General features: G+C 37.8%; 12 protein-coding genes. 4 read left to right on the plus strand and 8 right to left on the minus strand.

Features of this window, described 5'->3' with window-relative positions:
* The coding region (locus tag A9239_RS16540) for a WD40 repeat domain-containing protein (protein ID WP_176722178.1) at nucleotides 1-1,164 on the plus strand (1,164 nt) is incomplete at its 5' end.
* 669 nt (nucleotides 1,165-1,833) lie between these two features.
* Here the strand turns inward: A9239_RS16540 and A9239_RS16545 are convergent.
* A complete protein-coding gene (locus tag A9239_RS16545; RefSeq protein WP_048155457.1) occupies nucleotides 1,834-2,181 on the minus strand; it encodes a beta/gamma crystallin family protein in 348 nt (115 codons plus the stop codon).
* A 560-nt stretch (nucleotides 2,182-2,741) separates the two neighbouring features.
* Between A9239_RS16545 and A9239_RS19780 the strand changes: the two genes are divergently transcribed.
* Nucleotides 2,742-2,882 carry a hypothetical protein gene (locus tag A9239_RS19780; protein WP_155396456.1) on the plus strand — a complete coding sequence of 47 codons (141 nt, stop codon included), beginning with the start codon at nucleotides 2,742-2,744 and terminating at the stop codon, nucleotides 2,880-2,882.
* Between the two features lie 167 nt (nucleotides 2,883-3,049).
* Here A9239_RS19780 and A9239_RS16550 read toward each other — a convergent pair whose 3' ends face one another.
* Nucleotides 3,050-3,901 (minus strand): methanogenesis marker 8 protein, encoded by an 852-nt coding sequence (locus A9239_RS16550; protein ID WP_048155456.1) that lies wholly within the window; start codon nucleotides 3,899-3,901, stop codon nucleotides 3,050-3,052.
* A gap of 378 nt (nucleotides 3,902-4,279) precedes the next feature.
* On the opposite strand from A9239_RS16550, the gene A9239_RS16555 reads away from it, so the two are divergent.
* The gene (locus tag A9239_RS16555; RefSeq protein WP_048155455.1) at nucleotides 4,280-5,035 is read left to right on the plus strand and encodes a class I SAM-dependent methyltransferase; all 756 of its coding nucleotides are present in this window, start codon (nucleotides 4,280-4,282) and stop codon (nucleotides 5,033-5,035) included.
* 402 nt (nucleotides 5,036-5,437) lie between these two features.
* Here A9239_RS16555 and A9239_RS16560 read toward each other — a convergent pair whose 3' ends face one another.
* The 5 genes from A9239_RS16560 to A9239_RS20700 form a co-directional block, all read right to left on the minus strand.
* Nucleotides 5,438-5,677 carry an MTH865 family protein gene (locus A9239_RS16560; protein WP_048117624.1) on the minus strand — a complete coding sequence of 80 codons (240 nt, stop codon included), beginning with the start codon at nucleotides 5,675-5,677 and terminating at the stop codon, nucleotides 5,438-5,440.
* Between the two features lie 293 nt (nucleotides 5,678-5,970).
* Nucleotides 5,971-6,840, minus strand: a complete 870-nt coding sequence (locus A9239_RS16565) for a winged helix-turn-helix domain-containing protein (protein WP_048117626.1) — start codon at nucleotides 6,838-6,840, stop codon at nucleotides 5,971-5,973.
* Nucleotides 6,841-7,540: 700 nt separating this feature from the next.
* Nucleotides 7,541-8,389: a methanogenesis marker 8 protein gene (locus A9239_RS16570; protein WP_048155453.1), complete on the minus strand. Its 849-nt coding sequence runs from the start codon at nucleotides 8,387-8,389 to the stop codon at nucleotides 7,541-7,543.
* A gap of 222 nt (nucleotides 8,390-8,611) precedes the next feature.
* Nucleotides 8,612-8,923 carry a tetratricopeptide repeat protein gene (locus tag A9239_RS16575; protein ID WP_141706497.1) on the minus strand — a complete coding sequence of 104 codons (312 nt, stop codon included), beginning with the start codon at nucleotides 8,921-8,923 and terminating at the stop codon, nucleotides 8,612-8,614.
* A gap of 372 nt (nucleotides 8,924-9,295) precedes the next feature.
* Complete coding sequence (locus A9239_RS20700) at nucleotides 9,296-9,508, minus strand: hypothetical protein (RefSeq protein ID WP_048155451.1); 213 nt, start codon at nucleotides 9,506-9,508, stop codon at nucleotides 9,296-9,298.
* Between the two features lie 269 nt (nucleotides 9,509-9,777).
* Between A9239_RS20700 and A9239_RS16585 the strand changes: the two genes are divergently transcribed.
* Nucleotides 9,778-12,072 carry a CDC48 family AAA ATPase gene (locus A9239_RS16585; protein WP_048155449.1) on the plus strand — a complete coding sequence of 765 codons (2,295 nt, stop codon included), beginning with the start codon at nucleotides 9,778-9,780 and terminating at the stop codon, nucleotides 12,070-12,072.
* 146 nt (nucleotides 12,073-12,218) lie between these two features.
* Here A9239_RS16585 and A9239_RS16590 read toward each other — a convergent pair whose 3' ends face one another.
* Nucleotides 12,219-12,518: a hypothetical protein gene (locus A9239_RS16590; protein WP_048155446.1), complete on the minus strand. Its 300-nt coding sequence runs from the start codon at nucleotides 12,516-12,518 to the stop codon at nucleotides 12,219-12,221.
* Nucleotides 12,519-13,763 lie beyond the last annotated feature (1,245 nt).

Here is a 13,763-nt window from a genome sequence, read left to right on the forward strand (position 1 = left end):
GCAACGGCGAGTGCTGACAAAACAGCACATTTATGGGATGTATCTACAGGTAAACAGATTTCTGTTCTGAACCATGATGGTCCGGTAAATAGTGTTATCTTCAATCCTGATGGAAAATACATTGCTACGGCGAGTGCTGACAATACATCATCTGTATGGAATACAATTACAGATGAAAAAATATTTGTTCTAAACCATGCTGGTTGGGTAAATAGTGTTGTTTTCAGTCCGGATGGAAAATACATCGCAACGGCGAGCAACGACAATACAGCACGTTTACGGGATGAATATACAGGTAAACAAATCTTTATTCTGAACCATGCTGGTTGGGTAAATAGTGTTGTTTTCAGTCCGGATGGAAAATACATCGCAACGGCAAGTGCTGACAAAACAGCAGGAGTATGGAATACAGCTACAGGTAAACAGATTATTGTTTTGAACCATAATGGTCCGGTAAATAGTGTTATCTTCAGTCCTGATGGAAAATATATTGCTACGGCAAGTGATGACAAAACAGCATGTCTATGGGATACAGCTACAGGTAAACCAATTTTTCCTCCTCTGAACCATGCTGGTAGGGTAAATAGTGTTGTTTTCAGTCTTGATGGAAAACATATTGCTACGGCGAGTTACGATAATACAGCATGTCTATGGGATACAGCTACAGGTAAACAGATTTTTGTTTTGAACCATAATGGTCCGGTAAATAGTGTTGTTTTCAGTCCTGGTGGTAAATATATTGCTACGGCGAGTTTTGATTATACGGCACGCGTATGGGATACAACTACTGGTAAACAAATTTTTGTTTTGAACCATAATGGTCCGGTAAATAGTGTTGTTTTCAGTCCTGATGGAAAATACATTGCTACAGCAAGCAATGATAATACAGCACGTTTATGGAACGTATCTACAGGCAAACAAATTTCTTACTTGGGACATGATAGTGGTGTGAATAATGTTGTTTTTAGTCCTGATGGAAAATACATCGCAACGGCGAGTGTTGACAGTACGGCAAAGTTGTGGACAGCAAAGTTATGGATATCTGATACAGAAGATTTGATAGACGAAGCTAGCAATCGTCTAACCCGTAATCTTACGCCAGATGAATGGAAAGAATATATGGGTGATGAGTCTTATCGCAAGAGATTTCCAAATTTACCGTAAATGTTTGAAAATATAGGCTTACGCACCAAATGTATGAAATCAAGTACATTCGGCGTTGTTACTGATTTCGAGGCTGTCTTAAAATTCAAATCATTTATACAATTGGATAATGGGCAACGTTCCGTTTAAATTCATATTACGCACTAGATGTATAAAATCAAACACAATAAACATCATGGTTTAAACTTTCGTCTTGGACATTAATAGTTTAACACTCCGTTTATCAATTTAAATGCATAAGTCCTATCCCAACTATAGAACCAGATTTAATTTTAAGACACACTCTTAGTATTTTATAAAATTGGAAGTTTAATCCCGGGACGTATACATTTGAGTTACAAAACCAATAGCATTAAACTCACAACTTTCGGAAAATCAACTTTTAATTACGACGTATACCGCGCTTCTACTGTACTCATTTCAGCTTATGCAGAGAGCATGCGAGATTAAAGTAAAAGATGGAAAAAGAGTTGAATGTAAAAATACACCTGTAAGAGAAATAGGGATTATAGATTCAAATTGAACACTACAAGCTCTTCTAACTTTCAGTGCTTTAAATCATCAAGAATATAACACTGGACAACCAATTTTTATGGACGACCAATTTTTATTCAACCATGTTAATTTCTACGAAAGATTGTGTTCTAGGAAATACTTTTTTAAATTTAATTAACTGACGAGTTTAAAAGACGAAATTGAATCGTCGGGTATACCAACACTTTCCACAGAGGCATATTCTCCTGGTCCAAAATCCCAATAGCGGCCTCCATAATTTATATATTCATAGAATCGCCATGTGCCTGACTTGACCTTAATTGATGATATTTTGTCGTTCAGGTTACCTCCCGCGCTTGGTTGATCAGAAGTAGCGTCAAAGCTTTCTCCCCCAAAGTTAACATGCTCATATACAATTACTTCTGCTGCACTTACTGTCCCGGCTGTTGCAGACATCATAAAAAAGGCCAGCAGTAAAACATACAATGTCTTCCTCACTGCATCGAATATCTCTTTTCCCATACAATACCATACTCCCAAAATTTATGTTTAACACTGTTAAAATATAGGTTTAATACTTTTTTAATTTTTCAATCATTTTTTTACTGGCAGATAGCTTGATATTGTCAAAATTAAATCATTTTTGTGAATCATTTTGTAGGTACCGCAACCAGATTGTGACCTCAAGTTATTGAACAGATATGCACTCAAAGTATAAAATCAAGTACAGTAATCATTAAATGCTACCGTTTTTCGGTTCAAATGCATGAGTCTTATCCTATAGAATCAAGTTTAATTTTGACATGCTTTTAGATCTCAAATTCGGAATGACAACTCGATGATGGAAAATTTCTTTAAAATTTTTATGTATGTAAAAATAAAGGTTAGTTTTGGGAACGAGTTCTTCAATTGTTATTATTCCAGATAAATTGAAAATACAGCTGAGGTTTAATGCTATTGATCTCTTAGTTCATTCTCGTAAGTCCTATGATAAACAATCATTTGGGCTGGAAACTTATATATAACTTTATGACAGTATTCTCAAACACTTATTTAATATAATAACTAGGAGGTGTTTTTAAATGGCAAAAAAATCTACAATAGGCGACAGTCCAAAAGCCGGTGCACCCAGTGGAAAAACACAGACAAAGGTTCCAGCCAGTAAGTCGTCAAAGAAGGAAAAAGCATCCAAGCCAGAAAAGCCAGGAAAGAAAGAAAAGTAATTGGTATAAACCAGTTCGTCAGGCATTAGCTTATCACTTCAGCCGACATCCGGAAAACATGGATTACAATAAAATTTCAGAATCTGTAACATCTTACAAAAAATCATCAATCTTATTATATAACAGATATAAATAAGTAAATAAGCTACTGCCTGAGATTACTCTCCTTAAACAAGATTCTTCGGCTGCTTATGTGCAGGCAGCACAGGCAGCTTCATAGTATTGATCAGAATTGGGCTCTGAATATCCTTTGCCCTCTCGATTACAAGTTCTTTTCCTTTCTGAGTGAGGGCAAAAAGTGGGATTGCAGCTGCAACCTGAACAAGAGGCTTTGCAAGTTCCCTTATGTGCCTGGAAGCACAGCTAATTACGATATCTGAGTTTTCAAGAATTTCCTGAGCTTCTTCCCTGCTTAGTCCCGTAACATGTACGGCAATTATTATCAGGTCAAGACCAAGTTCGGTTTCAAGCTTTCTCAGGTTTTTTGCGGTTTTTGGGTCGGCTACGGTTACTGCGATCCTTCGGTAGCCAAGTTCGGAAGCTTTCCTTACTCCACCTGCCGGATTAATGACTGCGGTTGAGGGATCAAGCACAGTTCCTCCACGCTCTTCAATTCCCTTAATAACCGCATCTATTGGCTCGGTTTCAACCAGACCGGACATCCTGCCTCCAATTCCCTGGACCAGGGACGGATTACCTGAGATAACGGTCCCTGCGCCATCACAGGCGGTTACGGTTGTCTCAAGAGAACTACTGTTGAGACCACTCATCATTACTTCTGAAGCGCCAAAAGCAACAACGGTTGTTTCAAACTCGAGCTTACGATTTTCTGTAAACATTCCTAACTCGCTGATCCTGGACTCCATATTTTTCCGGATTTCCTCCGGAGTCATCTTCTGGACTCCCCGCAGCTTGACAAAAAGTGGGCACCGTTCGACTTCAGGGGCTCCGACTTCCACAACCTTGCCGTCTTTTACGACTACTCTGGCTTTACCCATCATTTCCATTATGTGAGGCATTTTAAACACACCTTCCGGAATTGAAGAAATAGTATTACTTATATTCTGATTCTTGCCTAATTACTCTAACTTTTAATATGGTTATTTTATCTCACAAACAATATGATCGGCAGTGTCACACAAGTTCTATAAATTTGGAATTACTCTCATCCCCTTATTCTTCGCCGCTAGAATAGAATTTTTCGCTTCTTCTGATGCATAACTTTTGCCGAAAAAACTCGGTAATTAAACAAAAAACATAACTTTGTCAACATTCATTAACTCGCAGTCAGTTTTTTTATAGCAGAAGAAGTAAGTTAAGCCAGTTATATCTTACTTAACTTTTGATACAGCTTTTTAGCGCCGAAAGCACTTTAATTCTAGAACGGATTGATTTGCATGGAAACAACAAAAAAATTTACTGGTAAAGCAGATATCTATTCTAAATATCGTCCTCACTATCCGAAGGAATATATTAATTATTTAGTTTCTTACAATAGTTTAACGTCAGATCAAATCGTTGCAGATATAGGTTCAGGTACAGGTGTTTTGACGCAGCAACTACTTATAAATAATTTAAATGTAATTGCAGTTGAGCCAAATGACGATATGAGAAATATTGCAGAAAAGCAATTAAATAGTTACTCTAATTTTGTTTCAATTAATGGTACTGCTGAAAGTACAGGCTTGAAGAGTTATAGCATTGATTTAATTACTGTTGCACAAGCTTTTCACTGGTTCGATAAACTACAATTTAAAAAGGAGTGTATCCGGATATTAAAACCAAATTCGAATGTAGCACTTGTTTGGAATAGTAGGGATTTTTCGAGCAAACTGGTTATCGAGAATGCAGAGATATGTAAAGATCTCTGCCCTTCATTTAAAGGTTTCAGTGGAGGAATAGAGAAGAACTCTGATGTATATAAACAATTTTTTCGCGATGGAAAATATGAATATCATACATTTCGAAATGATCTGGAGTATAATTTAGAGAGTTTCATTGGGCGAAATTTATCAGCTTCTTATGCCCCAAAAAACACTGATTCTAATTATGATGAGTTTGTTGATGCAATAACTAAACTGTTCGTGAAGTATAGTAAAAATAATAAAATAATTTTGCCTAATATAACCCGTAGTTACTTAGGAAAGGTTTAAATTTAGATTTTGAACAAAATGTCCTTTACCTGGCAGTTTTAGACATTTCGTCTTAGTTTACAAAATATATAGATTTGTAAACTAATTACTCAAAATTTAAAGAACTTCTTATGTTATCCTGCAATTCCGGAATTGAAGAAATAGTATTACTTATATCCTGATTCTTGCCTAATTACTCTAACTTTTACTACGGTATTCTATTTTACAAATATCCTGATTCTTGCCTAATTACTCTAACTTTTACTACGGTATTCTATTTTACAAACATGGTTGATATTTTCTCAAGCTGAAGCCATAACTATGTCGATGAAATGGAGTGTGAGAGACATAGGTGAAGATAAGATAGAAGAACGAAGAGCAAAAGAAAAAAGAAAAGAGAAGTCTTAAATAAAAGGGCAGAACTTAAAGCCCTGCTCTTTCAACTATTGTGTCTGCTACTTTTTTTGCGTCTCTGAATGGAAAATCTGCTGGAGTCAGCAATTTTCCTGCTTCTCCTGCAGTAACTTCAAGGTTGCCCGACCTGCATGTAGTATCCGCACCTGCAGGAAATGCAGCAAGCAGTTCTTCAGGGGTATTTATAGGAAACTTTGCATCTTTAAGGCCTGCAACGATCTGCCCGTGAATATCATCTTTTACAGTCATTTTTACTCCTCATATTTTGCTTGTTCCTCAAATTTTTCCGTGTTTTTTATTTATTCTTTGTCTGACATTCTGGTTCTTTGCAGTTTGATTTCCCCGGAGAATTCATTCTACACTCTTTTATTGGCAGGTTATTTATATATACTTAATCGGCACTGAAATGTAGTTAATGCATTCAACTGTATTACTACACCTGAGTTATCTACTCTTAACCAGATAGTTTAACCAGATAGTGCTAAAAAATGGAAAGTTTCGAGGTTGAACGCTGCAAAATTGAAGATCAAAAATACCTGAGTTTAAATAGTCATCTCTGTTTTTTCTTTTCTTTCCATGAGATCGTTCTTTTCAGGTCTCTGCTTTGAGGAATTTTGAAGTGGATAATTTTGAAGTGAAGAATAAATTTCGTTCAGACCCTGAAGTATCTTGAAACCTTTCTCAGTAATCATATAATCTCCCCTTTCGTGCTGTTGTAGAATCAGCCCGCTTTCCATAAGTTTCTGAAGATGGAAGAGCAGATTTCCTCCTCTGAGGCCCGTAAGTTCGGAAAAAGCAGAGAAACTTTTCATTTCGAACGCTACTGCTCTGAGAATTTCCAGACGCTGGGGGTTTGAGACCGGCTCGAGGATCTCACTCATAACTACAGATGTTTTAAGAGCAGAAATATTCGGTTTCTGTTCCTGATTGTTAGTATAAATCCTCATAGAGCGCATAAGGTTTATCTGTTTTATCAGAAGGCTCGATACTTCGGAAAAGCATTTTTCACATTTGTTGTAAGGAGCTTCGCATCTCAGTTCCTCTAGTTTTTTTTGGTTGTCCGATATTGATTTGTCATCTACTCTATTTTTCGTTATAAGACCTGCATTTTGCTGCAGAAGAGCCGTAAATGCAGAAGTACATTTTTGCTTTTCAGGGCATTTTTTTACCATGTTCTGTTCAAGACCGGAATCGATGTCTTCGAAGAGGTGATTGAGAAGAACATTTGAATACTCTTGCCTGGATCTTTCAATAGCAGCTTCTAAACGCAGCCTGCTGGTAAATTCCATCACTTTTTTAATGTCATTGTGCATTTCAGAAAGCTTTTTTCTAATAGCTTTTACTTCCGCCAGCTCCAAGTCATCGGACATTATCAGGGACTCAGGAGAACCGTTCTCACTTTCGCTTTTCATGCTTTTAGATCTTCTTGCCTTGTTTTTAAAGTTTTTGCTACGACTTTTAGAGTCATCAGGCTGTATAAATTCCTTAAAGACAAAAGAAATAGTTAGGGCCTTTTAATGCTGATTTTGGGATATTTGTATCAAGCTCATGAGAAGAGATTACAAAAAATTTGTAATAAATGAGTCATAAAAAATGGATCTATAAAATATGGATTTATAAGAAATGAGTCTACAAGAAATGGATTTATAAGAAATGAGTCTACAAGAAATGGATCTATAAGACATGGATCCGCGAAAAAAATAATATTTTTTGAATTCGTATTACGAAAACTGAAGTATCTTCTACCATGCCCAATTCACTTTCAGTCTCCTGCAAATTATAACCCTATCCTCAACCTAGACCTGGAAATCAACTACGTCTAGAAGATTTTCTATGTTTCTGAAATTGAAGCTATTCATAAAGCTGAAAGACTCTTTGAAGTATTCTTCGTGACCATGAATACTCTGTCTTCTTCATCTGTAGTGAATTTTATGAACCAGTATTCTTTCCCGAAAAGAGGCAGTTTTTCAAATAAGAGAGTTACAAAAACTAAAACTAAAACTAAAAATAAAAATAAAAATAAAAAATTAAAGAAAAGAGTTAAAAAAAGGTGAAGTAAAACAAATGAAAGCGGCATCGAAGCCGTTGTTATTTTTTACTTCAATTCTCGTTTTACTTCAGTTCCTTTGGCTGTTTGTAATCAGGCAGCACAGGTAGAGCCATCGTATTGATCAGAATCGGGCTTTTGATATCCTTTGCTCTCTCTATCACAAGTTCCTTTCCTTTCTGGGTAAGGGCAAAAAGAGGAACTGCAGTTCCCACCTGGGCAAGAGGTTTTACGAGATCTCTTATAGGCTTTGAAGCACAACTGGTCACAATATCTGAATTTTCCACCAGGCTCTGGGCTTCTTCCTTGTTTAAACCTGTGACATGTACGCCAATTACTATCAAATCAAGCCCGAGTTCGGCTTCAAGTTTCCGTAACTCTTTTGCAGTTTCAGCAAAAGCTGCAGTTACTGCAATTTTTTTATACCCGAGTTCTGCTGCCTTCTTAACTCCCGCAATAGGGTCCATTTTTGCAGTTGAAGGGTCAAGCACGATTCCGCCGCGTTCCTGAATCCCGTTTATGATAGCATCAATCGGTTCGGTTTCGACCAGACCGGACATCCTGCCGCCCATGCCCTGAACGAGAGTCGGGTTATTGGAAATTACGGTACCTGCGCCTTCACAGGCTGTTACGGTCGTGTCAAGCAGACCTCTGCTAAGGCCTGTCATCATAACTTCAGATGCTCCAAATCCTACAAAGTCTTCTAGTTCCAGACGGCGTTTGTCAGTAAACATCCCGAAGTCGCTGATCCTGAATTCCATATTCTTCTTGACTTCTTCAGGGGTTATTTTCTTGATCCCACGGACTTTGGCAAAGAGAGGGCACCATTCGACTTCAGGCTCTCCGACTTCGATAACCTTTCCATCTTTTACGACGACTCTTGTTTTTCCAAGCAGTTCCATTATATGAGGCATAGTTCCACCTTTACTGGCTGAGCAAAAAAATGATTGTTAAGAAACTGAAATTAGATAAAAATAACAGTTAAGGTTTGTGACTATCTATATAATAGCTTTTGGTTTCGGGGATTTTTGATTTTATTACAATTTTGCTTGGAAATTGTCAGTTCTTGAATCGCAGTTTGCAAGCCATTTTTTGATATATTGAGTTTAAAGAGTAAAATCTATTTTTTTGAAAGATTACTTTTTGGACTTCAGCTTGCTGATAATAGTCTGAAGTATATTTTTTGAAGCCGGAGGACATCTTGAATCTGGAGAATTATTAGGGGCGGGATAATAGTTTGAGTTTTCATTATCTTCAATCCCATAAAGTTCTTTCAATTTCTTCTCACAAAAGCTAATTATCCTCGGGTCTTCAATAGCTTTTCCTATAGCAAGGGATTGCTTCAAAAATTCAATTGCTTTTCTGGGTTCACCCAGCCTATAGTATGCTAACCCCAGATTTCCAAGGCGATTTCCTTCTCCGCGTCTGTCCCCAATTTCTCTTGAAATTTTTAGTGCTTACCGGTTATTTGGGTATAAGATGAAAAATTACGGTGCAGGGTATGATCTATAATGAAAGGATGATAGAAAACATAAGTGGTATTTTTGTTTGGAAGAAATTAACTAACAAAAAACGAAAGGTTACTATAGCGAAAAAAATCATCTGCTGACAAACATTTTAATTGAATTCTTTTTTATATAACTATCAATATAATACAAAATGGAGGGTGGGAAACAGGTGAGAAGGTAGCAACTACCTTATTTTAGGAACGTGAACTTATCAAAAGAAGTCCACGCGAGATTAAAGAGTATATAACCGGTAGAGGTATCGGTTATCCTGCAAATCGAAAAGACCTTATAAAGTTTGCTGAAGGAAAGCAGTCAGAAAGTGACTTTCTGGATCTTCTGAAGGAAATAACTGAAATAGAGTACAAAATAGAGTACAAAATAGAGTACAAAATAGAGTACAAAATAGAGTACAAAATAGAGTACAAAATAGAGTACAAAATAGAGTACAAAATAGAGTACAATAACCCCTGATGAAGTCACCAGAGAAATTGAACGTCTGGAAAGCCAGCGTACAAGAGAATTCACCAGACCAGAATACTGAACTTACAAATGGCTTTCGTTTAAAAAACTCGTTTAGAGAACATGTTATTTCGTAGAGGATACACCATAAAACTTGGGCAACAGAAACCTGGTCTCTTCGTTGATAAAGCTGTGGCTGGTTAGATAAGTTTTTGTTTAAGATAAGAGTTAAAAGTTCTGATCACGAGGATAATAGTTAGTTACTATAGCTTTTTTCGATAAATGTTATGTTCTAATATGGAGATGGGTTCTAATATGGAGATGGGGGTTGTCATTTGGCTGACAGGGAAAAGATAACTGCAAAACTAAAAGTTGCAGAAGCTGATCAAAGAGATGTCGGAAAAGGAATAGTTAGGGTCGACGATAGTTTCAGGGAAAAGCTGGGCCTCAAGCCCTTTGACGTTGTGGAAATAAGAGGGGGAAAATCGACTTCAGCTCTGGTAGGACGTCCATATCCCAGCGATTCGGGCCTGGATATTATCCGTATGGACGGGCTTATCCGTACCAATGCAAAAACCAGCATAGGGGAGTATGTGGATATTCGCAAGGCCGACTGGAAAGAAGCAAGGAGTGTAACTCTCGCGCCTGTAGCTAAGGGCTTGCAGATCTATGCTCCAAGTGAAACTCTTAAAGCCGTATTCATGAATCGTACGGTTTCTAAGGGAGATTTTATTTCCACCACAAGTTTGAGGCGGTCACGGGAAAGAGAGACTTTTGGAAAAGGAGTTATGTTCGAGGATTTCTTTCAGGACTTTTTTGGTCCAGGTATGGGGCAGTCATTTGGGCTGGGAGAAATAAAGTTACAGGTTGTCTCCACTTCCCCGTCCGGGATAGTAAAGATTACAGATATGACAGAGATTGAACTCTTACCTGAAGCTGCAGAAATAACTCCTGAACAGAATGTTCCCACTGTCATGTATGAGGATCTGGGTGGGGTTAAAGAGGCTATTACCAAAATAAGAGAAATGATAGAGCTACCTTTGAAGCATCCTGAACTTTTTGACAGGCTGGGAATCGATGCTCCAAAAGGAGTACTGCTTTATGGACCGCCTGGAACAGGCAAGACAATGCTTGCAAAAGCAGTTGCAAACGAGACAGATGCTTACTTTATCTCAGTCAATGGTCCGGAAATTATGTCCAAGTATTATGGAGAGTCCGAAAAAGGTATCAGAGACGTCTTCGAAGAAGCAGAGAAAAACGCTCCTGCAATCATTTTCCTTGATGAAATCGATTCCATTGCACCTAAGAGGGCTGAGGTGACTGGAGAGGTCGAAAGAAGAGTAGTTGCTCAACTCCTTTCCCTGATGGATGGGCTTAAAGCTCGCAAGAACGTGATTGTGATAGGGTCAACCAACCGTCCTGAAGCAATTGATATGGCACTTCGTCGCCCTGGTAGATTTGACAGAGAGATTGAGTTAAGGGTTCCGGACACCGAAGGAAGGCTTGAGATTTTCCAGATTCACACAAGAGGTATGCCGCTTGCCGAAAACGTAAATCTTATGGACTTCGCTCAGATAACTTATGGGTTTGTAGGAGCTGACATTGCTGCGCTTTGTCGGGAAGCTGCAATGAGTTCCTTGAGACGGATTCTACCGAAGATTAACCTCAATGAACCTGAAATTCCAAGTGAGATCCTTGACACACTTCGGGTCACAAGGGAAGATTTTGAAAATGCCCTTAAAGATGTCCAGCCGTCTGCTATAAGAGAAATCCTTATCGAGATTCCTAATGTGAGCTGGGAAGATGTAGGTGGTCTGGAGGGTGTAAAACAACTTTTGAAGGAAGCTGTGGAGTGGCCTCTTAAAAGTCCGGAATCGTACAGGGATATAGGAGTTGAGGCTCCCAAAGGAGTGCTTCTATATGGTCCTCCGGGTACTGGAAAGACTCTTCTTGCAAAAGCCATTGCCCATGAGTCTGAAGCTAACTTCATCACCGCAAAAGGAAGCGATCTTCTCTCCAAGTGGTATGGAGAGTCTGAAAAAAGGATTGCCGAGGTTTTTTCACGGGCAAGGCAGGTTGCTCCATCTATTATTTTCCTGGACGAACTCGACTCTCTTGCGCCCATTCGCGGGGCTGCCATAGGTGAGCCACAGGTTACAGCTAGAATCCTGAATCAGCTTCTTTCCGAGATGGATGGGCTTGAGGAACTTAGAGCTGTAGTGGTAATAGGTGCAACCAACCGTCCTGATATCATAGATCCTGCTCTTCTAAGGCCTGGACGTTTTGACGAGTTAATTCTTGTTCCCGTTCCGGATGCGGGAGCTCGCAAGGAAATTTTTAGGGTCCATACCGCAAAAATGTCGCTTGCAGAGGATGTTGATATCGACAAACTCGTTTCTATGACCGATCAGTATACAGGTGCTGATATTGCAGCTGTGTGCAAAAAGGCAGGAAGAGATGCACTTCGCGAAGACCTTCATGCCAAAGAAGTAAAGCAGAAACATTTCCTTCAATCGATTGCTGAAACCGGGCCTTCGGTTACTCCTGATACCATGAAATATTACCAAGCTGTACATAGTGGCCTGAGAAAAAGACAGTCAAAAGAAATAGAGACACCATTTTATATCTGAGTGAGAGACGGGAAGTTTGATCTTCTTTTTTCTTTCTCTTGTATTGTTTTCCTTTATCCTCTCTACTCTTTTATTGGTATTCTTATTTTCCATATGCAGCTGTTGTGATTTATTACGGTAAAATCTCTCTTGTCTAAAAACAATTATTATATACTAGGGCGAAGAATGGTAGTATGGTGTTTTCGAAAATCAATCATCAATTTCCAGAAGCGGAATATATCGCGATTTTTCTCTACTAAGTTCCAGTCAAACCAGCTGGTCTCATTGTTCTGGCAATAAGCATTGTTGTTGCCTTTCTGAGTGCGTCTGACTTCATCTCCCATGCAAATCATCGGAACACCTATAGACAGCAACAGAATTGCAGCGAAATTTTTGATCTGTCTTTCCCGCAAGATTTCTACCTCCGGGCCTTCGGTCTCTCCCTCAACCCCACAGTTCCAGCTCAAATTATTGTCAATTCCATCCCTGTTATTTTCCCCGTTAGCCTCATTGTGTTTGTGGTTATACGAAACAAGGTCATTAAGTGTAAATCCGTCATGGCACGTTACGAAATTAACACAAAGGATATAGAGTCAATCATATTTTACAGAACTTTCGCTACACTGCCTTTTGAAATTTTACTAATTTTAAAATTTTACTAATTTGAGAGTAAAAATTGGTTTTGGAATGGATTCATTAATTAGTCATTACAAGCTTGCCCTTTCTATACTAAGTACTTGTCGTAAAATAAATTAGACAGATTATTAATAAAATTACTTTTCCAATATATGATGAGGATCTTGAAAACGAATAAAATATTATCTAATAAATGTAGGTTTTAAGCAAATCAACTATTTGAACAATATTGTTGAACAAGATCATAAATATATAAAATGAGTAGTGCGTCCAATGTTAGGATTCCAGTCTTTTTTGCATTAATTTGTACCAATTTGAAAATTAAATGTTGCTATCAAGAAGAAAATACCCAAATAAGAATGAAGAACAGCCTTTTTAGGATGCACCTATGCCACAGATTCTCTTAATATGAGATAAAGCTTATTTCAGAAGCTACTTAATTTTTAATTACTGGTAATTCTCAGAATTGTTTTCATGATCATGAGCTTGATTGATTAGTCGAAATACAAGACCTATGAAGCAAATTTCAAGTTTTGGGATCAGCTCATAAATTAAACAGAAGATTTGGTATTAACTCCTGAAAATACCAGAAAAAATAAAAATAGTAATACGCTTAAAAAGATAAAGAAGAAGGCTACGAAAAAGGGGAGGATCAATGCAAGTTACTGCACATTTTAAAAAGAAACTACATATCCTCGTGATGGTAGGCTCAGTTCTTAATATCGTACTCATTGTGAAGTTATATACAATTTCAGGAGATTGGACTCAGTTGGGAGCGGCTGGGGGTTGGCTCGCAGCGTTGATGTACGCATATATAGTTCTAAAAAAATGTCCACATTCAGCAGATACAGAAAATTCTTGAATTTTTCAATTATCCTTGAGACATTTCGAAGTCAATTCACATTCATTGCTCTCCCTTCACAAGCAAAATATTATTGCTTCTCCTTCACAAGCAAAATATTAGGTTTCTCAACCCTTTCAACTCAAACCACTCCTTCTCAACAACGTTTATATGTAGTAAGGATTACAGTACATCTGATTTTTTCGAACGTTTTATATTACTCATTAGATTACTT

It is taken from the genome of Methanosarcina sp. A14 (assembly GCF_001729375.1).
GTDB lineage: Archaea > Halobacteriota > Methanosarcinia > Methanosarcinales > Methanosarcinaceae > Methanosarcina > Methanosarcina barkeri.